This is a genomic window from Niallia sp. M35, from assembly GCF_050971705.1.
GTDB lineage: Bacteria > Bacillota > Bacilli > Bacillales > Cytobacillaceae > Niallia > Niallia circulans_A.
In genome coordinates this window covers 199,079-225,564 of record NZ_JBPCEP010000004.1, presented here as the reverse complement: position 1 = coordinate 225,564, position 26,486 = coordinate 199,079, and the positions used below count along the sequence as shown (strand labels likewise).

The window sequence follows — 26,486 nt, the reverse complement described above, 5'->3', positions numbered from 1 at the left end:
TCCATGACTTATCTGCTATAGAAAAGACCTATCCTCTTTTCTATCCATATAACCTGCTACATCTATGGCTATAAAAAATTTCCATGTACTTTTCTAAAGACTTCTGATTTTCGAAAATCCATGCAAAAAGGAGCGCATGAAAATGCACTCCTTTTACCGTCCATATAGATGTGGGTAAGAGATGTTTTCACCGTTTTAATTTGCTATTTAGTTGTTTAAAAAAGGGCACACTTATCCCGTTAACAACTACAATCGCAAATTTCGCACGGTTAATATAGAGACTTTCCATCATATAACCTTGCACTAAAACGGTTGAACTTAACATCCTTTCCCACCTCTTTTCTTTGTATGATAAATTTATTATACCTTTATCAGACATACTTCACAAGAAAAATCAGTAAACTTCGAATCAAAATAATATTCACTAATTTATCAAGTATCTTTCTATCGAAGATGCCTTCTTGTTAAAAGGCAAAGCAGTCGATATAATAATATGAAAACAACGTTGTTATTTTTATTTATGAATGAATCGGAGGGGTGAAGATGAGTGTCACCATTAAAGATATAGCTAAAAGCGCGGGAGTAAGCTATTCCACTGTTTCAAAGGCACTTCGCGATAGTCCATTAGTAAAAAAACCTACGAAGGATCTCATTATGGCAGTTGCTAAGGAATTAGGTTACCAACCCAATATTGCAGCAAGAAGCCTCGTTTCCAAAAAATCTTTTACTATTGGTGTTGTTTGGCCTACCATTGAACAAACCGTTCTCTCAAAGCTTATTACAACTATTAACAAGGAATTGGAGGAGCTTTCTTATACAACATTGATATCTATAAATGAAGTAGAGTCTGCTTTAAAAATCTTCAGCCGCTATCAAGTAGATGCCATACTAGCATTTGATACTAGTCAATCCATTGTTTCTTCTCATTCAGCTGTTCCTATTGTTATGCATGGACTAGCAAATAAGCAAACGCCTTATCCTGTTATTGATGTAAATCGCCAAAAAGCAACTTATCATGCGGTACAATATCTTCATAAGATTGGTCATCATTATATTAGCTATATTGGAGATGTAGAAAGTGATGAACTGCAAAAAGAAAAGGTCAAGGGTTTTGAAGAGGCGATTTTAGAGTTAGAATTACCGACTTTTTCTTTTCAAAAAATACGAGTGAATAATTTTGATCAATATGACGGTTATGAGGCTGCTAAGCAATTACTTACTTTACCTAAACGGCCAACTGCCATTCTTACAGGAAGTTATGATCTTGCGCGCGGTGCTCTTCAAGCTATTTCTGAATCTAAACTATCCATACCAAATGATATTTCTATTATTAGTTATGATAACTTTCCAGCACTAGAGCATTTTGATATGCCCTTATCGACAGTCGGAGTTCCATTAGACAAAATTAGTAAAAAAACGATTGAAATATTGATGAAAGTGATTAATGACGAAGAAGTAGAAACTAAAATTTTTATGGAACCAGAATTAAAAATTACAAATTCCTGCACAAATTATCCTAGATAAAAAGAGGAGACTTCTATGAAATTAGAAATTTCCTCTTACAAACTATCACTTTATCTAAAATCTCACCAATGAATCTAGTTTTACCGGCATGCCAGTTTTTATAGAAATATTTCCGGCAATTCCTGTTAAGATAGATTTCACGCCGTCAATATGGGTGGCGGCACGATGAAACCGATCCTCGATTGGTTCCCCAAAAATGTCTCGAAGTAAAACAGGATCTCCACCGCCATGCCCCCCTTCCCCCTCATTAATCTCTACCTCATAAGGCTTTCCTAGCATTGGATGAACAGTTATACTCATGGAGGATAGCGCCCCTTCCTCCTCTTTATTCCCACCAGAATTAACATACGATTTTTCGATTACTTTCATTTCAATTCTTCCTTTTGTTCCATTAAAGGCAACATTAAACCCTTCCCACGGTGCATAAGCATGTAAAGAGTACGTAAGAATTGCTTTGTTTTTAAACTTAGCTATTAATCCTAATGTGTCTTCGGTGCTAATGCCATCTCCAAACACACTTTGATCTCGCTGATACCCATCTTCTTTTTCGGCATTCAGATACATTTCCTTTAAGTGTTCATTTTTTTCTAAGTGTAAGGCAAAATGATCCGATATTGCATATTTACTGCCATAAGCTCTTTGATAAAACTTAGTTTCCCCACGTTTCTCCGCATTTTCTCTTCCATAAAACATCAAGTCCCCCATTGCTAAAACAGTATCTGGATAGGACTGCAGCCAGAAATTAACAAGATCAAAATGATGGGTTGATTTATGAACAAGCAAGCCGCCACTATTCCGTTTATCTCGATGCCATCTTCTAAAATAATCTGCTCCATGCTCTGTATTCAGTAGCCATTCAAAATGTACAGCATGCACATCTCCAATTACTCCATCTTCAATTAATTCTCTAATTTTGGTATTATGGGGAGCATAGCGATAGTTAAAAGTTACTCGTAGTTTTCTATTTGTACGTTTCACTGCATCTAAAATAGACTGTGCCTTTTCTTCATCAATCGTCAATGGCTTTTCTGTAATAACGTCACATCCCAATTCCATCGCCTTTATAATATATGTATGATGGGTGCGATCCATTGTTGTAACAATGCAGTAATCTGGGGTTTGGTCTTTCAGCATTTGTTCAAATTGATCTGCTGTATATGTTGGTACCTTTTTATAATTATACTTTGATTCTAATAGATGGTTGGCATAAGCCATTCTCGTTTGATTTAAATCACAAAAACCTACTAAATCGGCCGTATCTCGAAAATCCCGCGCTATTGCTCCATAAAAAAATTCTGCCCGTCCACCTGTACCAACTAATGCATATGTTTTCTTCTTCATGATTTTTCCTCCTTATTGTTTAACCATTTTGCTTATTGCCTAACATAAACTAAATGAACTCTTTTTTGTTTTTAGCCACATCAATAATCATCAGAAACTTTGCATATACGGAACACACACAAAGAAAACGATTACATTTTATAGATAAATAATGAAGCTATCTGATGTGCACCATCTACAATTGAGGATATCAAAAAATAGAGAGAATAACCAAAATAACAACGTTGTTATTTTGATTATAAAGGAACTATCCCTAAATATCAATCTTCTAAAAGTATCCTTTTGTCATATCCTTAAAAAAAAATACAACATAGTTAAATTGCTAGCTCCTAATACTACTTGGTTATTAGGAGCTATAATCATCATATTTAGGACTTTATTATTTTGTAGCTATATGCCGGAATTTTATATGTTCCCTCCTCTAACTTTTTCTTACTTTCCCATTCCCAACTATTTTCTGGTACGGTTATTTCACCAGTTCCTCCATCCATATTTATCGCAAACCAGTAGGTGGCATTCCCTCCAACTCTCGGGATAAGAACCGTTCCAGGAGTGGCTTTTATTTCCCTTTTAATAGCTGCTGTTTCTGCATAATGTTGAATTAATGCCTCAAGCATTTCTTCTCCTGATTTGCCAAGTGGCAAACTGCCAAGCATGACTATTTTCCCTTTGCCCCTTTTAGTCTCTTTGATAAATGCCCTTCCAGCACCAAGTCCTTCTTTGATTAAGCCAATATTTCCTCCTTTATCAGTATTAAAAATTGAGCTCCATAAGCCTAACTCTGCCGTGATTCCAAACGCTTCCCCTATTGTATTCGTTCCATCTAATGGATTTGTAAATAAAGCCTCCGTACCTGCTGCCTTTTCGAGCTCGCCAAGTGCACAATTCGTATGGATAGTATGTTCACTCGTACGTCCTGCGGTAAGGGGGCCGACAATCCATATTCCTCCTTTTTCAACAAATGTTTCAGCTCTTTTTATATACTCTGTTGAAAGATAAGGAATAAATGGGGTAAACAATAGTTTATAATCGTCTAAGTCTGTTTTTTCCATAATCAAGTCACGTTGAATCCCTAAAGAAAGGAAGCGTTCATAAAAACTCGTTAACATCTGTTTATATTGAACTCCATTAAATGGCTCTGTTTGAAAATAGGCTTTAGCCCGGTCCGAATAGCAAATCGCCACCTCTGCTTGCTTTGGCTTCGTCCGAAGCAGAAGCGGTTCTAATTCTTTTCGAATTCGTTCTACTTCTAATACATTTTTATAACCAATTGTTGGTTTTCCCCAAGCACTAATAACAGAACTATGAGAAATCTCACAACCGCTTCGCTGTTGCCTCCAAAGCCAGTAGCAAAAACCTTCAGCTCCTGCAGCATAAGCATATGCTGCTTCTGCCTGCAAATAACCATCTAAATGTGGGTTTGCATATCTTTCCAGTGAGGCACTAAAAGAAGTACTTGTTTCCATCAGCCAAAATGGTCTATCTTTCTTTATTTTTCTATACAAATCACACAGCATCATAAAGGAACTAGCATTTTCCTGGACCGCATATGTATCAAAAGAGGCAAAATCTAGAGTTTCAAACAACAATGCTTGATCCAGATCAAAAAAGACTGTTGCATTATGTGTAATAGGCGCATTTGAATGTTGACGAATAATAGCTGCTTGCTCTGTTGCAAACTCTGCTATTTTCTCATGTGTGAATAATTTATACATTGTTGATAAAGATGCGTTATGCAAGAAAGGTGTTTGTTTAGGCTGTGGAATTTGTTCAAATGTTTGATAGTATTGGCTCCATATTTGTGTGCCCCATGCTACATTTAAATTTTCAATCGTTTCATACTTTTGTTTTAGCCAACGATGCCATTCAGATTTACAAGTATCACAAAAGCACTCTCCAACATGACATTTAAATTCGTTATCTAACTGCCAGGCAATGATACCAGGCAACTCTCCTAACTCCTTTGCCAGTGTCTCCGTAATAATGGCTGCCTTTTCACGAAAATAGCCATTATTTGTACAAACGTGCTGCCTTGCTCCATGGCTCATAATAGTACCATTTTTATCTACATGCATACGTTCTGGATGTTGATAGGACATCCAAATTGGTGGTGTTGCAGTCGGTGTGCAGAGGATAGTATCAATACCATTATCTTTCAATTTCTTAATCACTTCTTTCAAAAAAGATACATTCACATTTCCTTCTTCTTTCTCGATAAAGGACCAAATAAATTCACCTATACGCACCACATTAATTCCTACTTCTTTCATTAGTTGGATGTCTTCTTCTATAATTTTTTGATCCCATAGCTCAGGATAGAAAGCCGCACCATGATATAGCTTTTGCAAATTTATTTCCTCCTCTTTATAACTGTCTGCTAACAATAAGTGTATAAAAATTCGGATAGACATAAAATAGCTAATGACTGTCCATATGGCATCGTAGTCATCGGAATTTGGCGATAAAATTCCAGTGTTTCTCCCATTCCAGTTCCTATTGATACTTTTTGTAAAGCACCTTGTTCATTTATTTCTTGGATAATTGCCTGTACTGCCTTTAAAGCAATCTCTTTATATTCCGAGCCAATGTACCTTTTGTGAACTGCTTTCAATATTCCGTACGCAAAGCCAGCCGTGGCGGATGCCTCTAAATAGGAGGATCGGTCGGTAATCAAGGTATGCCACATACCTGTTTCATGTTGATATTCTTTTAATGTCTCTATCTGCCTAGTTAGTGTCTCTAATAAATATTCACGAAAGAAATCTCCCTTTGGCAGTTCAAGCAAATCGATTATTTCAGGAATAGCAATGGTAATCCAGCAATTACCTCGTGCCCATAGAGCCTCTGCAAAATGGTGATCCCCCTCAAACGTCCAGCCATGGAACCATAATCCTGTTTTTCGATCACAAAGATATTTTGTATGAATAAGAAACTGCTTTTTCGCTTCTTCTATATACATTTGGTTACGAAGCAGTTTTCCAATTTTTGCAAGAGGTAAAACAGTCATCATTAGTGTATCATCCCATAGCTGATTTTTATTTTCAGGTCCATAGGTCATGTGCTGAAGTCCATCTTCTTTTGTCCTTGGCATTTCATATAGCACCCAGTCAGCCCACTTCTCTAAATAAGGTAAATACGTTTGATCCCTTGTATCTTCATAGAGGTATGCCAAGGTAAGCAGAGGCGCCATCGTATTGACATTTTTAGGTGGAACTCCCTCTTTTAATCTTCGGTAATACCATTCTGTGATTATTTGCTTTGCCTTTTGATCATTCGAGATTTTCCAATAATTATAGATTCCATATAAGCCTACACCCTGTGGCCAATTCCATACTTCCCAGCTTTTATCATCCACCACAACTCCATCAAAATGTAGTAAGTACTCACCTGTTTGATCTTTAATACTCGCTAAATTCTCCATCAACTTTTCTATCGAACCAACCACTTTTTGTTTTTCTAACAAAAGTCCTGTATCAACCATCTCTTTCCCTCCATGTAAAGAATAAAGAAAATGTTCAGTTATAAAGATTTCTTTTCCCAGTGCTATTTCAAGCCACTTGTACTGATACCTTCCACAATATACTTTTGGAATAAGAAAAATATCAAAATAACTGGTAATAATGAGACAACAGACATGGCAAACATTGCTCCCCAATTTGATGCTGATTCTGTATCTAAAAATAATTTTAAAGCTAGGGAAACTGGATATAATTCTGCTTTATTTAAATATAAAACCGGATTGATTAAATCTTCCCATTTCCAATAAAACGAAAAAATAGCAGAGGTAGCTAACGCCGGTGTTATCAAAGGTAATATGATGCGAAAGAAGATACTAAAGCGGCCGCATCCATCTATTCTAGCTGCTTCATCTAACTCTACAGGGATGGTACGAATAAACTGGACAATTAAAAAGATGAAAAAGGCATGCCCAAAAAACTGTGGAACAACGATTGGTTTAAAACTATTTATCCAGCCTATTTTGGCAAAGATGATATATTGAGGAATCATTAATACTTCATGTGGAAGCATCATCGTCACCATCATGCATGCAAACCAAAAGCTTTTGCCTTTAAACTGAATTCTCGCGAATCCATAAGCGATTAGCGCAGACGAAACTACCGCACCAATGGTGGAAAGTCCAACAATAATCAAGGAGTTTTTAATAAAAGTACCAAAGGACTGTCCAGCAATTCCCTGCCATCCATCTGCATAGTTGGTCCAAATAAATTTTTCCGGAATAAGCGAATGAGCAGTAACAAAGATAGAAGAACTTTCTTTAAAGGAGCTCACAATTAACCATATGACAGGATAGAGCATGATAATAGCAATGATGCTAGTAATCAGATGAAAAAGTATTTTTTTCGGTCTGATTTTTTTCCTTTTCTTTTCTATTGTTGGCCTGATGTCTGGTTCGATAACATTATTTGTTGCTTGTTTAATTGTCTCCACCTTTATTAATCCTCCTTTGACTCGTAATAAACCCATAAGGATGATGTTTTAAATAGAATGAGTGTGGTGAGACCTACGATAATCAACATTACCCAGGCCATGGCAGATGCATATCCCATTTGGAAAAAGTTAAATGCTTTTTGGAATAAATAAAGCGGGTATAGTAAAGTACCATCTAAAGGACCACCCTCCCCTTTTGAAATAATATAAGCTGGTGTAAAAGTCATAAAGGCAGATATTGTTTGCATGACTAAATTAAAGAAAATAATGGGGCTTAAGAGTGGTAATGTGATTTTGAAAAATTTGCGAATGGCATTTGCGCCATCTACACTTGCCGCTTCATAGTATGTTGGCGGAATATTTTTTAGCCCTGCCAGGAAGATAAGCATGGAAGAACCAAACTGCCATACAGCAAGTAGAATCAATGTCCATAACGCGCTTGTAGGATCTTGATACCACAGAATTTTCTTATCAATCCCCATAAAGAACAATAACGCATTGATTACTCCTTCGTTTCCAAAAATATTACGCCACATAATCGCAACTGCCACACTACCTCCGATAATCGATGGAAGATAAAAAAGTACGCGGTAAATCCCTATTCCTTTCATGTTTTGGTTTAAAAGCATCGCTACAAATAAAGCAAACATTAAACGAAGAGGAACGCCTGCAAGTACATAATAAAAAGTAACACTTAATGATTTCCAAAACTTTTCATCTCCAAAGAACATTTCTTTATAATTACCAAGCCCTATCCATGTCGGGGTTGTAAATAAATCATAATTAGTAAAGGATAAGTATAAGGAAATAAGCATCGGCACAACGGTAAATGTCGTAAATCCAATAATAAATGGTGATATAAAAGCGTATCCGGATAAATTATCTTTTAATGCACGTGATTTCATTTCGAATCCAACTCCTTTCTAATCAGAAATAAAGCACGAATCATTCAAAATAGAACTTTTCGTGCATATGTTTTTTGCCTAGTTCAAGTTTTACATATTATGATTTAACGAAATTATGTGCTTCAATAGTGTGGTTAAGCAGCTCCCTATTTATTTCTTCCTAGAATTTCATTTGCTTGTTCTCTAAATTTCTTTGCCCCTTCTGCTGGCTTAATTTGTTTAAATAATATTTGATCAGAAACATCTTTCAGTGATTTAATTACTTCTGCGCTTCCAATTGGATCTGGCGGATCTGCCTCGGTTGCATGCTGTGCCGCAGCTTCCACATATTCGACAATTTTTGTTTCTGACTCGCTTAACTCTGGCTTGATTGCCTCAGATACTTCAGTAGAAACTGGTACCCCTCTTTCTCCTTTAATCAATTTATTTGCTTCCACATTATTCACAAAGTAATCAATAAATTTTGCTGCCTCTTCTTTTACCTTCGAACTTTTCGGAATAGAGAATAACATACTTGGTTTTAAGAATAAGGCACTTTCTTGTGCTGGAGGGAAGTTAATAGTAAGTGAATCATCGGTTAATTGAGAAAATGCTAAGTATTGATTAGAGTAATTCCATGTAAATCCAGTAGCACCTTTTACAATAAAGTCATCTTCCATCCCTTTTATTTGTGCTTGTTCATCTGGAGTTGGCGATGCATCTGCCTCGATTAAGCGCAATTGTCTTTCAAAGTAATCAATAAATAATTGATCATCCTTGTAAGCTAACCCTGTACCATCTTCCTTATAAAAACGCTCCCCTTGTGTTCTTAAATAATATGGGAAGAATACATCTGGGGGATGCATCCCATTCGAACCATAGATTCCTAGTTTTTCTTGTAGCTGCAAGGCTGTTTTTTCGTAGTCATCCCATGACCAAGTTTGGCTGTCAAACTCAATTCCAGCCTCTTTTAATAAGCGATCATTTGAAATAACAGATAATACGTTCACACCTGCAGGTAACCCATAAAGGCTATCATCAATTTTTCCTCCTGAAATATTATTTTCAGGAATATTTGCTGTATCTATTGTTCCATTTTCAAGATAAGGTGTTAAATCTTCCAATTGTCCTTTTTCTCCATACTGAGATAAATAGGCCATATCCATTTGAATTACATCAGGTAATTGGTTTGCTGCAGCCTGCGGAGCTAGCTTTTTCCAATAATCATCCCAGTTAGCAAACTCTGGCTCGATGTTCACGTTAGGATTTTCCTTCTCATACATCTCAATAACTTTTGTTGTGTAATCATGACGAGGCTGTCCACCCCACCACGCAAACCGGATGGTAATCTTGTCGCTGCCATTTTTTCCATCTGATTCGTTACTGCTAGATGCACTACAACCGCTAAATGCTGTTACCACAAACAGACTTAAGGCTAAAATGAGAATCTTCCTCACCAAATCCCCCTCTTCCTTCTTTATTGTAAGTGCTTTCATTATGATTCTAATTGTTATTATCACATGATGGAATATAAAAAATAGAGAAATCCTGTTTAAAAAACAGAGGTATTCATTTTAGAAAATCCATCAGTAAAAAAGCTCCTCATCTCTTCTTTCTCAAAGAGATGAGGAGCTTTTCTACCGTGCGTTCTTATATTCAGAAGGAGTATAGCCAGTATGTTTTTTAAATACCTGGCTAAAGTATTGCGGATTATCGCCGAATCCAATCATTTCTGCCAGTGTTAGTATTTTTACATCATCCGTCTTCTGAATTTCTTCCATTGCCTTATTCACTCTCATTTTCGTCACATATGTCGAAAACTTTTCCCCTGTTTCTTGCTTAAATAATTTGCCTAAATAATCTGCATTCATATAAACCTGTTTGGCAACCCACTTTAAGGAAAGGGCTGGATTGCTTAATTCACTATTAATTATTTCTTTCATTTGCTCGATTATATGCGACTGAGAAGATTTATGTTTTTCATAATAGATAAAGGTGATTTCCTTTGTATGATGGAGTAGAAACTCCTTCATGGCCTGAATACTATCCACTTCTAGTAAATAGGTGATTTTCCCCATATAGTCAGACAGGCTTTTTGCACAGCATGCTTGGATCATGGTGAGAAAAAGTTGAATAACATAGGTTCTTGTCAAATGAATTGGATCTCTTTTAACCGCAATTTGCTGGAATATATCGTCCATCTCTTGCTTTACTTTGTTCCAATTTCCTGATTTTATTTCTAAAAACAATGGTAAATCCCCAAATTCCAAGTTATTTATTTCCTGTTCCTGCTGAATATCTTTTTTTGTTATTATGCTTCCCTCTCCTAAATAAAAACGATGACTTAGACATTCAAGCGCTTCTTGATAAAGTTTTCGCGTTAATGTAATAGGACCTGCTCCACTCACGGCAACCGTCATATCCATTTCGTAGACAGCATAGAAATTTTTACGGATCTCTTCAATTCTCTCTTGTAATTCTTCCTGTCCATTATTTTCATCTACTAGAAACAATATATATTCTCCGATATTAGACGAAAAAATGGGTGATCCAAAAATGTCGCTTCCAACATTCTCTAACATAAATAAATGTTCATAGTTAAAATCTCCTTCGAGATGAAACAGCACAACACAAACTTTCTTATCTTCTAATCTAGTATGAAAAATTCTCTGATAATAGGCTAAAACGTTTTTTTCTGATTTTTTACTAGTAACAAGCTCTGTCAGCAATTGCTTTTTTACAAAAGGCTGCACAGTATCCATTTTCTTTTTCATTTCTAGCAAGTAACGCTTTCTTTTTTCTTTAATCCGAATTTCACTAATCGTCTGTTGGATCGCTTCCATAATTTGCTTTTCGTTACAAGGCTTTAATAAATAATGTTTAACTCCATACTCCATTGCTTTTTTCGCAAAATGAAATTCGGAAAATCCAGATAGAAGGATAAAATGGATAGAAGGATATTCCTTTTTAATTTTAGAAACTAACTCAATGCCATTTAATCCCGGCATCTTTATATCACTAATAACAATATGAGGCTGTAAATTTTTAATTAATTGATAGGCTTCTATCCCATTGGCAGCCTTACCCACGAGCCTTGTATGTAACATATCCCAGTCAATAATACTAGAAATGCCATCTAAAATGATTTTTTCATCATCTACTAGAATTACCCTATACATGTTCTCACCGCCATTTATTTGGAATAATTAGATGTACTTGTGTTCCTGTTCCTCGTTTACTTTTAATTATTAAACCAAATTCCTCACCGTATAGAAGCTTTATCCGTGAATCAATATTATAGAGGCCGATTCCAGTTCCTCTTGTTCTTACTTCCTGCTTTCTAACTTTTGCTAATAATTCCTCCTCCATTCCTGGTCCATTATCCTCTACTGTAATATGCAAATTATTTTCTCTAAGAACAGCATGGACCGTTATTTTGCAAGGCTCTATCATCTGTTCGAGTGCATAATGAATAGCATTTTCTACGAGCGGCTGAATCATCAATTTAGGTATATAGCAATTCTTCGTCTCTGGAGGTATCATTTTATGAAAAATTAAGCGGTCACCATATCGATATTTTTGTATTCTTATATAATGATCTACAATAAATATCTCCTCTTCTAACAGAACTGCATCATTTTTTGCACTAATGGCATTCCGCAATAAGTAACCCAATGACTCCACCATACTGGAAATATCAGTTTGCCGATTCATCTTTGCCTGCCAATTAATCGATTCCAATGTGTTGTATAAAAAATGGGGGTTTATTTGTGCCTGTAATGCTTTAAATTCTGTATCCTTAATTAATAATTGTTTCTCATAGTTTTCTTTGATTAATGTATTAATACGTTCAATCATCAAGATAAAATGATCAGTAAGAATGCCGATCTCATCTTTCGCTTGCATAGGCTGCAATGTATTTTTTATGGACAAATCTCCTTTTTGGACATTTTTCATCGCAGACACTAACTGTTCTATCGGCTTTGTCAGTTTACTAGAAAAAACGATTGCCATAAATAAAACAACTAAGTTCAGCAAAAAGAAAATCGCCAGCATAGTGTATTTTGTTGTTTGCACTTTTGCAATAATCGAATCAAATGACACAATATTCCAATAAACCCAGTTAACATAGGAGGAAGAAGTATGGGTAATAAAGTATTTCTGACCGCCTATTGACTGAATTTCATAGCCGACCTTCTGATTCGGCAAATAGGGGATATTTTCTATTTCTTTGAATATTCCTTTATAAAAGAATTGATTATCTTCTCCGCTAATCATCATATTACTTGTCACTTTATTATTTTCTGATACACTGTCTTCTACAATTTTATCTACATTGACTTGAATAAGGAGTGTGCCTAAATTATCTAAACTCAAGTTCTGATGGGTTCTGATTTTGCGAATAGCAAAGATCTTATTGCTGTCTGTCTCTGTTACCCACTGATTAGCTCCTTTTTTTCTTTCTCCTATCTCGATCCATTTCTCCTTTTTGTTCGAAATAATGGATGATGTATACCCGCCAGCTCGATATTCCCTCCCATTAGCATCAAATATATGAATCGAATGTATATATTTTGAAGATCCTACATACTCTGTCAGCAGATCCCAAAGCTGATTATCCAGCTGATATCGCTGATATGGATTGGAATCCAGCTTTATTTCCGATAAAATGGTTTGAATTTTATTATCTGTCATAAGGGAAAAGGAAACTTCCTCAATACTTTTTAATTCCTTTTCTAGTTGCTTGGATGACATATGCAATGCTTCTGTTGTCTTTTGATAATATAATTGATCATATACATGAAAGGCATATTGAAATCCAATTAATAAAAAGGATAGAGAACCAACCATTATGAATAAAATGGTTAACGTCAGCTTTTTCTTTATTTTTAACTGTCGGTATTTATTTAAAATAGATAAAATGAAATGTTTCATCGTTAACCCCTTTTCCTTTTAACCAATCCTTTGTTGGGTCACTTTCTTTAAACGATGATCAATACTGCCAAAAGCTTTGCACGCCAGCCAGGTAATAACAAATGCAAGGGTACTAATACTAAAGAATAGAAGAAGCGTTATATGAAGTGATGCCAGAAAAGCTATACTAAATACAGCCATAAAGATTCCTACTGTATGGGCAGGCCGTAGAAATCCGATAACAAATGCATATTTTATGCACTGTAACAACTTGAGATCGTAGTATGTATAAACTGGTAGAAGATATAAAAAAGTCGTACTAAAAAAAAGAAATAATCCAAAAATAAAAAAAAGAAGAAGTGTTGTGGGGCCATCCAATATACCAATAATCCGAAAATCCAAATAAAGCAACAGAAAAATAAGCATGAAAATCATCCCAAGAATATTACCTTTCCACCAATCTTGTTTATAGCTGGCCCAAAATAGAGGAAAAATGCGGATATCATTTTCCCCATTCACCCATTTTTTTGTAATGGAAAACAGAGCAATACTTGCTGGCATCCATCCAAAAAATCCCAATCCTAAAACTGTAAAGAAGATCCATAGTAAATTTACATAAGCTAGTCGCGTTACCCATTCACAAAACTTATAGACACCATTTGTTAAACTGTGTACCAATCTCCCATCTCCCTTATTATATTTTTAACTATTGTACACTAATTTTGTAAGCCTTTACATATCCTAGTGTAAAGATAAGGAAAATCAATCGAAAAATTTCTATAATATACCAATTATAGAAATAATTAACCGGCTCATTTCACTCCTATCGGATACGCAATTGGTTTAAATCTATCCAATTGCGGCTATATCAAGTACAGAAAAGACAAGTCCAGCAGGAGGAGGAAGAGGAAACATGGCTTCTACTAAATTAGCAATACATGAAACGTTAGAATTACATGAAGTACTGACGTTAAAACAGAGTTGTCTAGTAAAATCCTATGCATTACAATCCCTGGTTGAAGATGATACTTTAAAAGCAATTCTAGATAATGATGTATCCAGTTCAGAGAAAGCAATCAAAGAACTGCAGCAAATTCTAAAACAATAAAGGGAAGGTGATTAGAATGAGTTTCATGGATAAATTAAAGGCCACTGGAAAAATGAGTGATGAGTTAATTGCTACGGAGCTACTGGTTTCTGCTAAAGCAACGGTAAGAACGTACGCCGTTGCCTTAACAGAGACAGCTTCTCCACAAGTAAGAGAAATCCTTAAGAAACAACTCAATGAAGCGATTGACAATCATGCTAAAATCGCCAACTATATGATTAAAAATAATATGTACTATGCCTATGATGTGGATAAACAATTAGAGCATGATAAAGAAAAATTAGACCAATCATTAGAATTAGTAAAATAAATAAAAAAAGGAGATAAGTGATATAGTCAGCTTATCTCCTTCTTTTTTAAACTTTAAATCAATATTTTAATATTTGAGGTTTAAATATGTTTATAATAGGGTAAAGATGTTTTATTAAAAACTATTATTTGTGTAGTTTAGTATTTTTCATACTTAAATTGAATCCATGGGAGTAACGAAAATGAACACAATAATGTACATAAAGGACGAATTAAAAAATTTCATTAATGAGAATGGGAACACCTTCAATCAAAAATTACTGACAGAAGCAACAAACGTATCGATAAAAATTACTGATATATTAAATAAAGGCAATATTGATTTATTAAAAAACGCCAAAAAATTGATATTTTACACAGTAGATCAACAAGAGGCAGATTTAATTTCTTTTGCCAAAGTAGAAGGAATTGCATGGGCTAAACACTCTTTGACCTTAGAGTTAAAGCTAGAATGGGTTCAAGCCATCAGAAGAACATTATGGCATTTTATTAGAATGATTGATGAGGATAAGGATATCATTCATAATCGCGAGGATTATTATGGCATGGAAAAATTATTTAATGAAAAGATAGATCAATTTTTAAATAATTTTTTCCTTAGCTATACGCATTATAAAGATGAGATGCTGAATAAACAAAGAAAAATGGTTGAACATTTATCTGTTCCCATTATTCCTATTAAACAGTCTATTTCCGTCTTACCATTAATCGGTACCATTGACTCGTATAGAATTAAAGTAATTGAGGAGAAAGTTTTAAACGATATATCAGATTCAAAAATCCAAACATTAGTAATAGATCTTTCAGGTACAGCAAAAATGGAAATGGATGTAATTGATTATTTTGAAAAAGTATTAGCTGGTATTTCTATGATGGGTTGTAATGCCATCCTTACTGGACTAAGACCAGAGTTAGTAAAAAAAATGGTGCATGCCGGTATTCATTTTGAAAAAAATGCTGAAACTAGAGGCACCCTCCAAGAAACCTTAAAGAATATTCTTTAAGGTTTCTATTGAAAATACTGTAGATAGTAATCATCTGTAAATAGTAATCTGAATATAAGTTGAAATTCAACTCTTCAACCTGAATACACCTTGCTTCCTAAGAGGCGAAGGCTAGTTCGCTTCATACTAAAAGGATTCGGACATTCTAACAGCTTCTATGGAGGGCGACCGTGTATTTAGGTTTCTTTATTTTTGAATGGTATTTCCCCATGCAAATTTTTTAATTCTACTCCTATACTGCTAGGTTATATTTATCTCACCTGGCTGAATGGGATATAATACTCCATCCAATGTAAACGATATTCTCCCAGTTTCCTCTGATACAACAATCACTAATGCATCTGATATTTCACTTAACCCAATGGCTGCTCTATGTCTTGTTCCTAATTTATCCTTACCGTTAAATTTACTTGCAGTTGGAAATATATTGCCTGCAGAAATAATCGAATCCTCTTCGATTAACACTCCCCCATCGTGCAATGGGTTTCCAGGATAAAAAATTGCTTCTAGTAAAGAAGCAGATAATTTTGCGTGTAAGGGGATTCCAGAATGAATCAATCTGTCTAAAGAATCCTTACGCTTAATAGCTATTAACGCTCCATGTCGTTTATCAGAAAGAGCTTGGGCGCTAGCAGTAAGGATTTCTAAATTCTTAGTATATGGCTTTAAATATAATTGTAAATAAAATGTAGCTGCACGATGATGAATACTTTTAAATAACTTATTTACTTCCTCAAAATCGTTTAAAATACAGCAATCTTTTTCATCCAGCGTATTTTTTAGTTCGCTAAGTTCCGCCTCTAAATCCTCCAATAATTGATGCATCTCCTGATTAAACTCATTAGGTAAATGGTTGTCTCCTTCCATACCAACACTCCCTTTTTTTGTTACCTTGTCCAGCTTTAATGAATTTATACAAGCAAGATAATCATTCAAAGGGTTTTGCATGATTGTATTCCCTTTTCGCAAATGATAGACTGATAGTTGAATATTACTTAGGGAGGCAAAATTTTACATATGAAATTTTGGACTTGGACTATTATAATTTTACTATCTGTTACCGCAATAGGAGTTTCTTCCTATTTTATTTTCCAATCATTATTTGACAGCAAATCCCCCATGCAGAAAGAAAACGACCGTCCAGTTGTAAAACAAGCTTCATCGGAGACAGAAGAAAGCTTTGATAAAGAACAGGTCAATACACCAGTCAATGAGGAAGTGGTTGTTCTGGCAGATGGTACAAGTGGACACACCTTTATTTCTAAATGGCATAATTTTTATAATGAAACATTAGGTTGGGGCAGACTGGAAACAACAAACTATGATAAACAAAAAGAAGCAGCTTTAGCCATCCTTGAGGCTATAAAGAATATAAAGGTTAACAATGAGCAAATTAAGCAGGATATTAGTGATATTAGCACAAATGCTCAAATAGTGGCAGAGAAAGATGATCGTGTCGCCATGCGGAATCTGCATCGCTACTTCCACGATTTAGATATTTATTTTAATGGCTATAATTATGAGCAGACTTTTGGAATTACTGAATTTAGAGGGAACTAATCTTTAAGAAGTTCCACTCTCTTTCAGTTTTTTATATACATGTCATTGGGGTTCTTCACTTCATTATTATTTAAGTACTTTGCGAATTACCTTCTCTTTCCTTTTCGTGTATGGTGGAAAAAGAAACGGAATATCTACTTTAGTACTTTTCCTAAGGATACTTTTTTGATGAGAGAATGTTTTAAAACTGTATTTACCGTGATAAGCTCCCATTCCCGAGGCGCCTACACCGCCAAAAGGCAGACTAGGCGGGACAATGTGGGTTAACACATCATTAATACAAACACCTCCTGATGATAGGCAACGAATCACTTTTGCTTCTGTTTCCTTATTGTTTGTAAAAAGGTAGAGTGCTAACGGTTTATCCAGCTTCCTAATCGACTTCATTGCTTCATCTAGATTTGTATAAGTTAAAATAGGCAAAAGCGGTCCAAAGATTTCTTCTTGCATTGTTGCGGAATCCCACGTAGCATCCAGTAGCGTGGGTTCAATAAAACGTGTATCTCGATTGTTCTTCCCGCCAAAAAGGATGGTCTTCCGATCAGCTTCTAGCATTGCTATTAAACGCTGAAAATGTCGATCACTCACAATTCGGCCAAAGTCTTCTTTATCTTCAATCTCTTCTCCAAAATAGTTCCCTAGTGTCTTTTTCATTTCAGCAATCAAGGGTTCTTTAACTGACTCATGTACCATAATATAATCTGGTGCTACACATGTTTGTCCGGCATTTAACGTTTTTCCCCAAATAATACGTTTGGCCGCTATATTTAAATTTGCAGTCTCATCGATGATTACTGGACTTTTCCCACCTAATTCAAGCGTTACAGGTGTTAAGTGCTGAGACGCTGCTTCCATCACAATTTTCCCTACCTTCGTACTGCCTGTAAAGAAAATATAATCAAAATTAGCCTGTATCAATGCTTGATTCGTTTCTATCCCCCCTTCTACCGCACTAATATAGGCAGGCTCAAAGATATTATTTATCATGTCTGTTACAACAGCTGAAACTGTTGGTACAAGCTCTGAAGGCTTTAAGATCGCACAATTTCCTGCGGCGATGGCCCCAATTAAAGGCTCGATTAATAATTGAAAAGGATAGTTAAATGGACCGATAATAAGCACCGTTCCATATGGCTCATATACAGTTTTCCCCCTTGAAGGAAATAGACTCCATGTACTTTTTGCTTTTTGGGGCTTCATCCATCTCTTTAAGTGTCTCTTTGTATGACGAATACTCTGAAGTACAAAGCCAATTTCAGAGGCATAGGATTCAAAAGGATGCTTTCCCAAGTCTTTCTGCAATGCCTTTATAAGAAGAGGTTCTTTTTCTAAAATAGCATTTTTTAATTTTTCCAGCTGTTCTATTCGAAAAGCAAGGGGCAATGTTGCTTGCGTCGAAAAGAATGAATTTGTTTGTTCTAATCTTTGATTTACTTCCATTTTCTATTTACGCTCCCTTAATGGGTATTATTTTAATGATGAGTGTATCAAGTAATTCTTCCTATAAGCAAGTTTAAAAAAACACAGTTAAAAAATAACAACAAGGATTTCGTATAAGAATGAGGTTTCTTACACGAAATCCTTGTTATAAGCTTTTATGTAGAACATTTAAAATAGTTCTCAACTCTTCTAATGGAATTTGTCCTGGTGCAGATGCCTTATTTGCTGCAGCAAATGTAATTGCAGACCCAAATACTTCTCCTGCCATCCTGCTCACAGCTCCTTTTCCTCCCATTGACATCGTGACAATCGGTTGATTGGGGGCTTCTTCCTTCATCGTAACAGTCGCATCTAATAATGCTATAACATCCTTAACTGATTTTGGCATGACCGCAATTTTGGGAATATCAGCACCTAGCTGGCGCGCCATTTGTAGGCGTGAAACAATTTCTTCCTTAGATGGTGTTTTGTCAAAATCATGATTAGATACGACAACGGCAATTTGTTTAGAATGGGCCATATTTACAACTTCTTTAATGGCTTCCGCCTCCATGAATAACTCTATGTCTAGTAAATCAATCAGTCCTGTTTCTAGCACACTTTTGTATAACGAGAAATATTCTTGCTCCTCTATTTGTCTTTCGCCCCCCTCTTTTGCTGTACGAAATGTAAATAGTAAAGGAATATTGCCAATTATTTCTCTTACTTGCTGCAGCATTTCTATTACCCTTTTTTTATTATTTATTTCTGTGAAATAATCTGCACGCCATTCAAGGATATCTATCCTCAGCTCCTTTAAGGCTGCTGCTTCTTCCCTTAGCTCTTCTTTTGTTCTACCAATAAGAGAAACACAAATTTTGGGGATTCCTTCTCCAATAATAACCTCTCTTACCTTTATGCTTTTACTCACCATTTTCCCCTCCAACAGCTTTCTTCTAAGTAATATCCAAAGAATCTATAATAGTATCAACAGTTTCCTCTACCTTGTTTCCATCGGTTGTGACTTTCAGATGGTGGTTCCTATAAATTTCTTTTCTCGCATTAAACAATACCTTTATTTCATCTTCAGTCTTTCCTTGCAGTACAGGTCTACTATCAATAATAAATGGGATTCTTTTTTTCCATGCCTCAAAGGACATATCGATATATATAACAATCCCCTTTTCTAGACAAACATTGCGAATATCTTCTTGTAGAAAAGCTCCTCCTCCAAGCGAAATCACTTTCCCCTTCTGTTCCGATAACGCCTTAATTAGTTCTTTTTCTTTTTTTCGAAAAAAAGCTTCTCCATAATGGCTAAAAATTTCTGGAATGGTCATGTTATACTTTTCTTCTATCTGATGATCAACATCCGCAAATTCGCGCTGAAGCTTTTTCGCTAATTCTTTTCCGATCGTCGTTTTTCCGACTCCCATAAACCCTATTAAAAAAATACTTTTCTCTTTCATTGATTCATTCTGCAGCATGAAATGAAGCCCCCTATAACTATATCCGGCAAAATCTTTCTTTTCATTATAAGGGAAATCGAGTCTATATCCTAGCAGATTATCGGAATAAATCTGTTTCATCTCACATATAATGCAGTGGATAAAGGCTAGCTTCTTTCGAAAAATCCGTTCTTCTTCTAACCTATATTCTCATTCATACACCTCTTTTCTCTATTAGCTATTTTTTCAATTTTCTAATCCTATCAAGTATTACATAGTTTTAATGGTTAAACGCAATTTGTAAATTACTATTTTAGAACTTATTTATAATTATTATAAAATTATATTGATTTTTTAATTATAGATGATATTATAATATACATATGCTAAAGAACTAAATTATGAGGTGATTTTTTATATGTCAAATAATCGATTAACGACTAGCTGGGGAGCACCAGTTGGGGACAACCAAAATTCTATTACTGCTGGCCATCGTGGACCAACATTAATCCAAGATGTACATTTACTTGAAAAATTAGCTCATTTTAATAGAGAACGTGTACCTGAGCGAGTTGTTCATGCTAAAGGGGCTGGAGCTCATGGATACTTCGAAGTGACAAATGACTTAACGAAATACACAAAAGCTAACTTCTTATCTGAAGTAGGAAAAAGAACTCCAATGTTTATCCGTTTTTCAACAGTTGCAGGGGAGCTAGGTTCTGCGGATACTGTTCGTGATCCACGTGGATTTGCGGTGAAGTTTTATACAGAAGAGGGAAATTATGATATCGTTGGTAATAATACACCTGTATTCTTTATTCGTGATGCCATTAAATTCCCTGATTTCATCCATACACAAAAAAGAGATCCAAAAACACATTTAAAAAACCCAACAGCTGTATGGGATTTCTGGTCTCATTCACCTGAATCTTTACATCAAGTAACTATCCTGATGTCAGATCGTGGTATTCCAGCAACATTACGTCATATGCATGGTTTCGGAAGCCATACTTTTAAATGGGTAAATGAAGAGGGAGAAGGCGTTTGGGTTAAATATCATTTTAAAACAGAACAAGGGGTTAAAAACCTGGATGTTAATTTAGCTGCTAAACTTGCTGGAGAGAATCCTGATTATCATACAGAAGATTTATTTAATGCAATAGAAAAAGGAGATTTTCCTGCTTGGACACTTTATGTGCAAATTATGCCATTAGAGGATGCCGATACGTATCGTTTTGATCCATTCGATGTAACAAAAGTATGGTCACAAAAAGATTATCCGTTAATCGAAGTTGGTCGTATGGTACTTGATCGCAACCCAGAAAACTATTTTGCAGAAGTGGAGCAAGCTACATTCTCTCCTGGAACATTAGTACCTGGTGTAGAAGTGTCACCAGACAAAATGCTACAAGGCCGTTTATTTGCTTACAGTGACGCACATCGCTACCGTGTAGGTGCAAACCATAATGCCCTTCCAATTAACCGTCCTCGCAACGAAGTAAATAACTATCAGCGTGATGGTCAAATGCGCTTTGATGGCAATGGCGGCGGTTCTGTTTATTATGAGCCAAATAGCTTTAGTGGTCCAAAAGAAACACCTGAAAACAAAACAACGCCATTTGCAGTATCTGGAGTAGCCGAAAGTGCAGCATATGATCATAATGATCACTACACACAAGCAGGAGATTTATATCGTCTAATGACTACAGAAGAACGCGAAAGATTAGTCGCAAACATTGTTGGTGCAATGAAGCCTGTAGCATTAGAAGAAATCAAGCTTCGTCAAATCGGTCACTTCTACAAAGCAGATCCTGAATACGGCACAAAAGTTGCTGAAGGCTTGGGTCTAAGTGTTCCCGAAACAGTAAAATAATAATAATTGGCGAAAAACCCTCTTTTTTGAGGGTTTTTCTTTTCTATTTGGAGGAGGTTGTAACACTAAAAAGATTACAACCTGTTGTTTGTTGATACAGTACCCCTTTTGAATTAGACACAAACGTATTTTTATGATAAATCTGTAGCAGTTATTTTGTCGGAATTATTTTCATTGCGGCATTTGCCTTAATGCTTGCTGCTTTTGGCATATAATTGCGAGTTTCGGCATTTTGCTTGTGATTCCGAACTCTTGCTTGCGACTTTCCGCTTTTTACTTGCGATTCCGAACTTCTTGCTTGCGACTTTCCGCTTTTTGCTTGCGACTCCAAACCTTTTGCTTGCGACTTTCCGCTTTTTGCTTGCGACTTCCCATCGTACAATCGATCCATTTCATCTCAATTATTTGATAATCCTTCAAGAAAGCGCTACTCTTAAAATAGAAAAACTATATTCTAACGAGGTGAAAAGATGGAATTATCAATCAATTCAACAAAGAAACTAATCAATGGCGTAGAAATTCCGTATTTAGGTTTTGGCGTTTTCTTAGTAAAAGATCCAAAAGAATGTGAAGAAAGTGTCCTTACTGCCATAAAAAATGGTTATCGTTCCATTGATACCGCTACAAGATATGAAAACGAAGAATTTGTAGGCAATGCGATAAAAGCTGCTGGTGTCTCTCGTGAGGAATTGTTTATCACCACAAAAGTGTGGGTAACAGATTTTGGTTATGAAGAAACTAAGAAGGCATTTCATGAATCTTTAAAGAAGCTTCAGTTAGATTATTTAGATCTTTATCTTATTCACTGGGCTGCACCAGGATTTGAAGAAACATGGAGAGCAATGGAAGATCTTTATGAAGAAGGGTTAGTTCGCGCAATTGGTGTATGCAACTTCCAAATCCATCATTTAGAAAAATTAGCGGAAACAGCAAGAATTACCCCTATGCTAAATCAAGTTGAGACACATCCTCTTTTCCAACAGGTGGAACTAAGAAATTACTTAGCACAACACAATATTGCACATGAAGCTTGGGCTCCGCTTGGACAAGGTAAGAATGGATTATTCAATTTACCAGCTTTAACGGAGATTGCTAAAAAACACAATAAAACAGTTGCTCAAGTAATTCTAAGATGGCATTTAGAACGTGATACCATCATTATTCCTAAATCTGTTCATGAGCATCGTATTATAGAAAATGCTGATTTATTTGGTTTTGCACTTGATTCAGAAGATATAAAAACCATTACTTCCCTCGATACAAACGAACGGAGCTTTGGGAATCCTGATGATATCGAACGGTTTAAAGCAATGCAGGAAGCTGCTTCAAAATAATGTCCCTATATTTAGTCTATTATAGAATGGTAGGAGGCGTATAACCTCCTACCACTCTACCAAACACAATATAGTTCTGTGCATTTATCAGGAAAAGATTTTGCAGGAGCTTAAGATATATTAAAACAAACAATCAAATTATTAACCCCATATACTTATCCCTTCATGCCTGTTATGGATATTCCTTCAATAATATGACGCTGTGCAATAATATACACAATTAATACTGGAATAATAGATATGACTGTACCTGCCATCATTAACGACCAGTCAGCTGTATATAACCCTTTGAAAGAATTTAATAATAAAGGCACAGTAAAGTTCTCAGGAGAATTCAGATATATCAAAGGATCAAGAAAGTTATTCCAAGATTGCATAAAAGTAAAAATACCAATGGCAGCTAAAGCAGGTCGAAGTAATGGCAATATGATATTCCAATATATTCGAACATATCCTGCACCGTCCATAATAGCTGCCTCTTCTAACTCTTTTGGAATCCCCATAACAAATTGTCTTAATAAAAATACTGCAAAAGCATTAAATAGTGCTCCTGGTACAATTAATGTTAAATGAGTATCTAACCAACCTAATTTATCCATTACCAAATATAAAGGAATCATTGTAACCTGCTTTGGTATCATCATCGTAGCCAGAAATAAAATAAAAAGAAGATTGGCACCTTTAAAATTAATTTTTGCAAAGGCATAAGCTGCCATTGAAGCAGTGAATAATGTAAAGCCCACGATAATAACAGTAATATAAAAGCTATTAAAATACGCTAAATTAAAGGGCATTGCCTGTAAAGAATTAAGAAAATTACTCCAAACAAAAGGGTCAGGAATCCATTTTGGCGGAATAACAAATATTTGGGACATATCCTTTAAGGAACTAAGGATCGTCCAAATAAACGGGAATATCATCACTAGTGCACCAAATCCTAATACAAAATGCAGAACTAATTTTGGCATAAATGTTCGTCTCTTACGTGCTTTTGGGATGTCAAAGTTAGTACCAGTATTTAATTCATATTTATTCTCCATAAAACACCCACCTTTTTTGAAATTTAAATTGGATAAGTGTAAAGATTAAAATAATAACGAATAATATCATGGAAGCAGCGGCACTCTTTCCCATCGTAAAATCAACAAATGCCTGATCATAAATGTGGAAGACAATGGTATAACTTGCCTTTGCAGGTCCACCATTTGTCATAACAAATGCTTGGTCAAATACTTGGAAGGAAGAAATGATGGTCATGATTGTTACAAAAAAGGTAGTTGGTGTTAGTAATGGTAACGTTATGTGCCTAAATTTCTGAATAGCATTTGCCCCATCCATTTCTGCAGCTTCATAATAGCTCCTTGATATGCCTTGTAGTCCTGCCAAGAAAATTACCATGTTATATCCAAGTCCCCACCATATACTTAATAATGCAATGGAAGGTATTACCCACTTAGTATCAGTTAACCAATGAGGTCCAGTTATCCCAATATAGGATAACAATTCGTTTAAAATACCGAAATCCCCATTTAGAATCCACATAAATATTATCCCTACAGAAACTGAACTTGTTACTACAGGCATAAAGAAAAAGACACGGTAGATTGCTTTACCTTTTACTTTATTAAGGGCAACAGCTAAAATTAGCGCTAACGCAATTCCAATAGGTACAACTAAAAACATATAATAGATTGTATTAACCATTGCCTTCCAAAAATCAGGGTTATTTATTTGATTAATATAATTAGATATTCCAATAAAGCTGCTACTCCCAAATCCACTCCAGTCTGTAAAGCTTAAATAAAAGGCATAGATTAATGGAACTAACGAAAAAAACAGCAACCCTAATAACTGAGGACTAATAAAAAGAAAACCCCATAAATTCGCATTTTTTCTAGCCAACTGCCCCACACCCCTTTAGGAAAATATACCAAGAAGGTTTATCTTCTTGGTATATTCTCTCTTTTTAGAAAGATAGAATTATTTATCCACATACTGATTAATTATCTTAATTACCTTATCAATAGTAGTATCAGCGTCTTCTTTACCAAGGAACATTAAGTCAATTGTCTCCGATATTTCAGTCGTTAATCCTGCAAATTGGGCATCACGTGCAAAGTTTGAACCATGTGTAAAACCATTATTCCGCCCATCAAATAAATACTCCATATGTTTTTCACTATTACCTTCTAATGCATTTTCATCTGCGGCAGGAAGAGATGGGAGTGCATTTCCGCCTTTACCAGTTCTTGCTTCTTGCCCTTCTTTACCAACATAATAAGATACAAATTTCATCGCTTCTTCCAAATGTTCACTTTTCTTATTTACTGACATATATGCCACTGGTACACTTACCATTTCTTGTTTTTCTTTGGTGTTACTCGGAAAATAGATATAATCGTAATCTAAACTAGGATTTTGATCGAATTGGGGAGTAAACCAGCGACCACCTGCTACCATACCTACTTGATTAGACATAAACATGGCATCAACCCCTTGACCTTGTGGTAGCGAACCTGCATATACTGCATTTCCATTGGAAACTAAATCATGTAAAAAATGAAAGGTTTCCTTCGCTTTCTCATTTTCTGGTAATACAAAATTACCTTTTTGATCAAAGATTCTTCCTCCATTTGACCAAATCCAGCTATACCAATGCCCCTGCCAGTTTTCCATAATCAATCCTTCTTTTCCGGATTCCTTAATCTTACTAGTAACTTCAATAAATGTATCCCAGTTCCAATTGCCCTCCTCATAATATTCTTGTGGCGTTTTTAGACCAGCCTCTTTAAAAATGGTCTTATTATAATAGATAACCATCGGGTTTGCATCTGGAGCAACTCCATAGGTAATTCCGTCTTGTCTTGCTGGACCAAATAATCCTTCAGGAAACTCCTTTAAGTTCACATAACTTGCTTCACTATTAAAAAAATCATCCAATGGTTGTACCACATCTGCCTCTATCATTTGCGGCATAGTTGGCTCATGTGCATAAAACACATCTGGCCCCTTACTCCCTTGTAAAGAAGTCATTAGCTTTTGATCATACTGATCACTTGAAACTGGAACTAGTTTCACCTTAATATTAGGGTTTTTATCCATAAACCCATCAATTGCTTTCTGATAAACTTTTAATTCTGCAGGATTTCCCCATGCTTGCATCGTTAATTGAATTGATTTTCCATTTCCTGAACTGGTTTTACCACTGGAAGTACTATTATTGCTGCAACCGATTACAATAAACATAACTAAAAGTATCCAAATCCCACTTTTAATTGGATTACTAATTTTCATCTAGTTACCTCCCAACTTATAGTTA

General features: G+C 35.4%; 25 protein-coding genes. 7 read left to right on the top strand and 18 right to left on the bottom strand.

The genetic code is table 11. The features are described from left to right. Window positions 1-187: 187 nt before the first annotated feature. Complete coding sequence (locus NiCM35_RS06780) at window positions 188-325, bottom strand: RAxF-45 family protein (protein ID WP_164463690.1); 138 nt, start codon at window positions 323-325, stop codon at window positions 188-190. Between the two features lie 218 nt (window positions 326-543). Here NiCM35_RS06780 and NiCM35_RS06775 point away from each other — a divergent pair, with 218 nt between their 5' ends. Beyond that, the gene (locus tag NiCM35_RS06775; RefSeq protein WP_095330439.1) at window positions 544-1,524 is read left to right on the top strand and encodes a LacI family DNA-binding transcriptional regulator; all 981 of its coding nucleotides are present in this window, start codon (window positions 544-546) and stop codon (window positions 1,522-1,524) included. 54 nt (window positions 1,525-1,578) lie between these two features. Here NiCM35_RS06775 and NiCM35_RS06770 read toward each other — a convergent pair whose 3' ends face one another. The 9 genes from NiCM35_RS06770 to NiCM35_RS06730 all read right to left on the bottom strand — a co-directional run bounded on the left by NiCM35_RS06770 (window position 1,579) and on the right by NiCM35_RS06730 (window position 13,790). Then, a complete protein-coding gene (locus tag NiCM35_RS06770; protein ID WP_123258172.1) occupies window positions 1,579-2,865 on the bottom strand; it encodes a Gfo/Idh/MocA family oxidoreductase in 1,287 nt (428 codons plus the stop codon). Between the two features lie 368 nt (window positions 2,866-3,233). Next, window positions 3,234-5,213, bottom strand: coding sequence for a beta-galactosidase (locus tag NiCM35_RS06765; protein ID WP_433779005.1), 1,980 nt, complete (start codon window positions 5,211-5,213; stop codon window positions 3,234-3,236). 29 nt (window positions 5,214-5,242) lie between these two features. After that, window positions 5,243-6,346 (bottom strand): beta-galactosidase BglB, encoded by a 1,104-nt coding sequence (gene bglB, locus NiCM35_RS06760; protein ID WP_163187833.1) that lies wholly within the window; start codon window positions 6,344-6,346, stop codon window positions 5,243-5,245. 62 nt (window positions 6,347-6,408) lie between these two features. Continuing rightward, complete coding sequence (locus tag NiCM35_RS06755) at window positions 6,409-7,281, bottom strand: carbohydrate ABC transporter permease (RefSeq protein WP_235850283.1); 873 nt, start codon at window positions 7,279-7,281, stop codon at window positions 6,409-6,411. A gap of 38 nt (window positions 7,282-7,319) precedes the next feature. Beyond that, window positions 7,320-8,219, bottom strand: coding sequence for a carbohydrate ABC transporter permease (locus NiCM35_RS06750; RefSeq protein WP_095330434.1), 900 nt, complete (start codon window positions 8,217-8,219; stop codon window positions 7,320-7,322). A gap of 146 nt (window positions 8,220-8,365) precedes the next feature. Next, window positions 8,366-9,655, bottom strand: coding sequence for an ABC transporter substrate-binding protein (locus NiCM35_RS06745; protein WP_095330433.1), 1,290 nt, complete (start codon window positions 9,653-9,655; stop codon window positions 8,366-8,368). 180 nt (window positions 9,656-9,835) lie between these two features. Further along, a complete protein-coding gene (locus NiCM35_RS06740; protein ID WP_123258175.1) occupies window positions 9,836-11,377 on the bottom strand; it encodes a response regulator transcription factor in 1,542 nt (513 codons plus the stop codon). Window positions 11,378-11,381: 4 nt separating this feature from the next. Then, entirely contained in the window at window positions 11,382-13,133 is a 1,752-nt protein-coding gene (locus NiCM35_RS06735) for a sensor histidine kinase (protein WP_123260627.1), read from the bottom strand. A gap of 18 nt (window positions 13,134-13,151) precedes the next feature. Then, window positions 13,152-13,790: a YesL family protein gene (locus tag NiCM35_RS06730; protein ID WP_095330429.1), complete on the bottom strand. Its 639-nt coding sequence runs from the start codon at window positions 13,788-13,790 to the stop codon at window positions 13,152-13,154. Between the two features lie 235 nt (window positions 13,791-14,025). Between NiCM35_RS06730 and NiCM35_RS06725 the strand changes: the two genes are divergently transcribed. From NiCM35_RS06725 to NiCM35_RS06715, 3 genes are all read left to right on the top strand, one after another. After that, window positions 14,026-14,220: a spore coat protein gene (locus NiCM35_RS06725; RefSeq protein ID WP_095330428.1), complete on the top strand. Its 195-nt coding sequence runs from the start codon at window positions 14,026-14,028 to the stop codon at window positions 14,218-14,220. Window positions 14,221-14,236: 16 nt separating this feature from the next. After that, window positions 14,237-14,530: a spore coat protein gene (locus NiCM35_RS06720; protein WP_235850282.1), complete on the top strand. Its 294-nt coding sequence runs from the start codon at window positions 14,237-14,239 to the stop codon at window positions 14,528-14,530. Window positions 14,531-14,711: 181 nt separating this feature from the next. Continuing rightward, window positions 14,712-15,533, top strand: coding sequence for an STAS domain-containing protein (locus tag NiCM35_RS06715; protein ID WP_095330427.1), 822 nt, complete (start codon window positions 14,712-14,714; stop codon window positions 15,531-15,533). A 240-nt stretch (window positions 15,534-15,773) separates the two neighbouring features. Here the strand turns inward: NiCM35_RS06715 and cdaS are convergent, their stop codons facing one another. After that, window positions 15,774-16,400, bottom strand: coding sequence for a sporulation-specific diadenylate cyclase CdaS (cdaS, locus tag NiCM35_RS06710; protein ID WP_095330451.1), 627 nt, complete (start codon window positions 16,398-16,400; stop codon window positions 15,774-15,776). Between the two features lie 150 nt (window positions 16,401-16,550). Here cdaS and NiCM35_RS06705 point away from each other — a divergent pair, with 150 nt between their 5' ends. Continuing rightward, the gene (locus NiCM35_RS06705; RefSeq protein ID WP_095330426.1) at window positions 16,551-17,093 is read left to right on the top strand and encodes a hypothetical protein; all 543 of its coding nucleotides are present in this window, start codon (window positions 16,551-16,553) and stop codon (window positions 17,091-17,093) included. A gap of 66 nt (window positions 17,094-17,159) precedes the next feature. Here NiCM35_RS06705 and NiCM35_RS06700 read toward each other — a convergent pair whose 3' ends face one another. From NiCM35_RS06700 to NiCM35_RS06690, 3 genes are all read right to left on the bottom strand, one after another. Then, complete coding sequence (locus tag NiCM35_RS06700) at window positions 17,160-18,533, bottom strand: aldehyde dehydrogenase (protein WP_095330425.1); 1,374 nt, start codon at window positions 18,531-18,533, stop codon at window positions 17,160-17,162. A 145-nt stretch (window positions 18,534-18,678) separates the two neighbouring features. Continuing rightward, entirely contained in the window at window positions 18,679-19,443 is a 765-nt protein-coding gene (aroD, locus tag NiCM35_RS06695; protein ID WP_095330450.1) for a type I 3-dehydroquinate dehydratase, read from the bottom strand. A gap of 25 nt (window positions 19,444-19,468) precedes the next feature. Then, window positions 19,469-19,999, bottom strand: a complete 531-nt coding sequence (locus NiCM35_RS06690; RefSeq protein WP_095330424.1) for a shikimate kinase — start codon at window positions 19,997-19,999, stop codon at window positions 19,469-19,471. 379 nt (window positions 20,000-20,378) lie between these two features. Here NiCM35_RS06690 and katA point away from each other — a divergent pair, with 379 nt between their 5' ends. After that, window positions 20,379-21,833 carry a catalase KatA gene (katA, locus tag NiCM35_RS06685; protein WP_095330423.1) on the top strand — a complete coding sequence of 485 codons (1,455 nt, stop codon included), beginning with the start codon at window positions 20,379-20,381 and terminating at the stop codon, window positions 21,831-21,833. A gap of 151 nt (window positions 21,834-21,984) precedes the next feature. Here katA and NiCM35_RS06680 read toward each other — a convergent pair whose 3' ends face one another. After that, window positions 21,985-22,224: a hypothetical protein gene (locus NiCM35_RS06680; RefSeq protein ID WP_433778998.1), complete on the bottom strand. Its 240-nt coding sequence runs from the start codon at window positions 22,222-22,224 to the stop codon at window positions 21,985-21,987. 79 nt (window positions 22,225-22,303) lie between these two features. Here NiCM35_RS06680 and NiCM35_RS06675 point away from each other — a divergent pair, with 79 nt between their 5' ends. Beyond that, window positions 22,304-23,167 carry an aldo/keto reductase gene (locus tag NiCM35_RS06675; protein ID WP_433778996.1) on the top strand — a complete coding sequence of 288 codons (864 nt, stop codon included), beginning with the start codon at window positions 22,304-22,306 and terminating at the stop codon, window positions 23,165-23,167. A 155-nt stretch (window positions 23,168-23,322) separates the two neighbouring features. Here the strand turns inward: NiCM35_RS06675 and NiCM35_RS06670 are convergent, their stop codons facing one another. The 3 genes from NiCM35_RS06670 to NiCM35_RS06660 all read right to left on the bottom strand — a co-directional run bounded on the left by NiCM35_RS06670 (window position 23,323) and on the right by NiCM35_RS06660 (window position 26,461). Next, the gene (locus NiCM35_RS06670; RefSeq protein ID WP_206426436.1) at window positions 23,323-24,135 is read right to left on the bottom strand and encodes a carbohydrate ABC transporter permease; all 813 of its coding nucleotides are present in this window, start codon (window positions 24,133-24,135) and stop codon (window positions 23,323-23,325) included. Window positions 24,136-24,196: 61 nt separating this feature from the next. After that, on the bottom strand, window positions 24,197-25,069 hold the full coding sequence (locus NiCM35_RS06665) for a carbohydrate ABC transporter permease (protein WP_095330419.1): 873 nt from the start codon (window positions 25,067-25,069) through the stop codon (window positions 24,197-24,199). A 78-nt stretch (window positions 25,070-25,147) separates the two neighbouring features. After that, complete coding sequence (locus NiCM35_RS06660) at window positions 25,148-26,461, bottom strand: ABC transporter substrate-binding protein (RefSeq protein ID WP_235850281.1); 1,314 nt, start codon at window positions 26,459-26,461, stop codon at window positions 25,148-25,150. Between the last annotated feature and the right edge of the window lie 25 nt (window positions 26,462-26,486).

What these genes read in the sequence shown, in the direction of transcription:
- NiCM35_RS06780 (WP_164463690.1), bottom strand. Translation starts at nt 325, where the DNA reads ATGTTAAGTTCAACCGTTTTAGTGCAAGGTTATATGATGGAAAGTCTC.
- NiCM35_RS06775 (WP_095330439.1), top strand. Translation starts at nt 544, where the DNA reads ATGAGTGTCACCATTAAAGATATAGCTAAAAGCGCGGGAGTAAGCTAT.
- NiCM35_RS06770 (WP_123258172.1), bottom strand. Translation starts at nt 2,865, where the DNA reads ATGAAGAAGAAAACATATGCATTAGTTGGTACAGGTGGACGGGCAGAA.
- bglB (WP_163187833.1), bottom strand. Translation starts at nt 6,346, where the DNA reads ATGGTTGATACAGGACTTTTGTTAGAAAAACAAAAAGTGGTTGGTTCG.
- NiCM35_RS06750 (WP_095330434.1), bottom strand. Translation starts at nt 8,219, where the DNA reads ATGAAATCACGTGCATTAAAAGATAATTTATCCGGATACGCTTTTATA.
- NiCM35_RS06740 (WP_123258175.1), bottom strand. Translation starts at nt 11,377, where the DNA reads ATGTATAGGGTAATTCTAGTAGATGATGAAAAAATCATTTTAGATGGC.
- NiCM35_RS06735 (WP_123260627.1), bottom strand. Translation starts at nt 13,133, where the DNA reads ATGAAACATTTCATTTTATCTATTTTAAATAAATACCGACAGTTAAAA.
- NiCM35_RS06725 (WP_095330428.1), top strand. Translation starts at nt 14,026, where the DNA reads ATGGCTTCTACTAAATTAGCAATACATGAAACGTTAGAATTACATGAA.
- NiCM35_RS06720 (WP_235850282.1), top strand. Translation starts at nt 14,237, where the DNA reads ATGAGTTTCATGGATAAATTAAAGGCCACTGGAAAAATGAGTGATGAG.
- NiCM35_RS06715 (WP_095330427.1), top strand. Translation starts at nt 14,712, where the DNA reads ATGAACACAATAATGTACATAAAGGACGAATTAAAAAATTTCATTAAT.
- cdaS (WP_095330451.1), bottom strand. Translation starts at nt 16,400, where the DNA reads ATGGAAGGAGACAACCATTTACCTAATGAGTTTAATCAGGAGATGCAT.
- NiCM35_RS06705 (WP_095330426.1), top strand. Translation starts at nt 16,551, where the DNA reads ATGAAATTTTGGACTTGGACTATTATAATTTTACTATCTGTTACCGCA.
- NiCM35_RS06700 (WP_095330425.1), bottom strand. Translation starts at nt 18,533, where the DNA reads ATGGAAGTAAATCAAAGATTAGAACAAACAAATTCATTCTTTTCGACG.
- NiCM35_RS06690 (WP_095330424.1), bottom strand. Translation starts at nt 19,999, where the DNA reads ATGCTGCAGAATGAATCAATGAAAGAGAAAAGTATTTTTTTAATAGGG.
- katA (WP_095330423.1), top strand. Translation starts at nt 20,379, where the DNA reads ATGTCAAATAATCGATTAACGACTAGCTGGGGAGCACCAGTTGGGGAC.
- NiCM35_RS06680 (WP_433778998.1), bottom strand. Translation starts at nt 22,224, where the DNA reads ATGGATCGATTGTACGATGGGAAGTCGCAAGCAAAAAGCGGAAAGTCG.
- NiCM35_RS06675 (WP_433778996.1), top strand. Translation starts at nt 22,304, where the DNA reads ATGGAATTATCAATCAATTCAACAAAGAAACTAATCAATGGCGTAGAA.
- NiCM35_RS06670 (WP_206426436.1), bottom strand. Translation starts at nt 24,135, where the DNA reads ATGCCAAAATTAGTTCTGCATTTTGTATTAGGATTTGGTGCACTAGTG.
- NiCM35_RS06660 (WP_235850281.1), bottom strand. Translation starts at nt 26,461, where the DNA reads ATGAAAATTAGTAATCCAATTAAAAGTGGGATTTGGATACTTTTAGTT.